Annotated in this window: 2 protein-coding genes; both read left to right on the top strand. The window is 64.4% G+C overall.

From position 1 onward, the window contains the following. Positions 1 to 137: 137 nt before the first annotated feature. Positions 138 to 512: an ArsR/SmtB family transcription factor gene (locus HMPREF3105_RS07950; RefSeq protein WP_041103453.1), complete on the top strand. Its 375-nt coding sequence runs from the start codon at positions 138 to 140 to the stop codon at positions 510 to 512. Further along, positions 512 to 1,444: a cation diffusion facilitator family transporter gene (locus HMPREF3105_RS07945; RefSeq protein WP_041103451.1), complete on the top strand. Its 933-nt coding sequence runs from the start codon at positions 512 to 514 to the stop codon at positions 1,442 to 1,444. The genes HMPREF3105_RS07950 and HMPREF3105_RS07945 overlap by 1 nt, the downstream gene beginning before the upstream one ends. The last annotated feature ends 80 nt before the right edge of the window (positions 1,445 to 1,524 follow it).

The raw sequence follows: 1,524 nt of genomic DNA, 5'->3' as shown, positions 1-1,524 counted from the left end.
TGACCTCGGAACGAAACCCAGGGCGCTTCACATCGAGTGTATCGACGTGCCACGAGCGACCCCTTCGCGCGTCTATCAGGATCGACTCGTCCCGTCCCACCCCTTTACGGAACCCCAAATGGCGATATCATCGCCATATGACGATTGATGCGATCCCGGCCGAGCCTCAGTTCGAGGTGGCAGACAGTCATGCCGCGCTCTTCCATGCCCTCGCCGAACCCACACGCTTGGCTCTCCTCCAGCACCTCTCGACCGGTGAGCACCGAGTTCGCGACCTTGTCGAACACATGCACCTTGCCCAGTCGACCGTCAGCAAGCATCTCTCGTGCCTGCGCGACTGCGGTCTGGTCACCGCGCGCACTGAAGGCCGCGCTTCCTGGTTCACCCTCGCCGATCTGCCCCGACTAAAGGGCCTGCTCGAGGTGGCGGACGACCTGCTCGACACCTCCGGGACCACCCTCTCCCTGAAGAACCACCGCGATCACGAGAACCTCGAGGACGGGGACCTCTGATGAGCTCAGGACACGACCATTCGCACGGCGGCAGCGGGTCGAGCACCGCCCGGACGCGACTCGCCATCGCCTTCGCCATCACCTCCGTCATCGTGCTCGCGCAAGCGATCGGGAGCGTCGTCACCGGAAGTCTTGCCCTGCTCACGGACACGGCGCACGCCCTCGTCGACGCCTCCGGACTGCTGGTCGCGCTGATCGCGGCGACCATGATGTTGCGCCCGGCCAGCAGCAGCCGAACCTGGGGATTCGCTCGCATCGAGGTACTGGCAGCCTTGGCCCAGGCCACGCTCCTGATCGTGGTCGGCACCTACACCGCCGTCGAGGGTATCTCGCGACTAACCGACCCCCCGGACGTCCCCTCAGGAGAGCTGCTCATCTTCGGTGTGATCGGCCTGGTCGCGAACATCGCCGCGATCCTCATCCTGGCCGGAGGCAAGGACTCGAGCCTCAACATGCGTGCCGCGTTCCTCGAGGTTCTCAATGACGCTCTCGGTTCGCTCGGCGTGATCACGGCCGCGATCGTGATCCAGCTGACCGGATTCCAACAGGCCGATGCACTGGCTGGTTTGTTCATCGCCGCGCTGATCGTGCCTCGGGCGTTCCGCATCATGGCCGAAACACTGCGGATCCTCATGGAGTACACCCCGAAGGGAGTGGATCTCGATCAGGTGCGCGAGCACATCCTCGCTCTCGACCACGTCCAGGACGTCCACGACCTGCACGCCTCAGCGATCGGGAGCAATCTGCCGATCTTCTCGGCTCACGTCGTCGTCGGGGAGGAGTGCTTCGAATCAGCCCACGCACTGCGGATCCTCGAAGAGGTCCATGTCTGCGTCAGGACGCACTTCCCGATCGCGTTCGAGCACGCCACGATCCAACTGGAGAGCCCGTCGGTGCATCGAGGTGAATCCGAACGTCCCTTGCACACTTAGCGCCCACGGATCCGCACTCCTCCTAACCGCAGGCGAGGGCGACAAAACGGCGCGCACCCCACTCGATGGTGGGGTGCGCG

Origin of the sequence: Micrococcus sp. HMSC31B01 (assembly GCF_001816085.1) — a bacterium.
Taxonomy (GTDB): domain Bacteria; phylum Actinomycetota; class Actinomycetes; order Actinomycetales; family Micrococcaceae; genus Micrococcus; species Micrococcus luteus.
Note: the sequence above shows the minus strand (reverse complement) of the source record. Positions and strands in the feature narration are given on the sequence as shown.

Bases quoted from the DNA above. Each gene is read 5' to 3' on its own strand.
- HMPREF3105_RS07950 (WP_041103453.1), top strand. From the start codon at position 138: ATGACGATTGATGCGATCCCGGCCGAGCCTCAGTTCGAGGTGGCAGAC.
- HMPREF3105_RS07945 (WP_041103451.1), top strand. From the start codon at position 512: ATGAGCTCAGGACACGACCATTCGCACGGCGGCAGCGGGTCGAGCACC.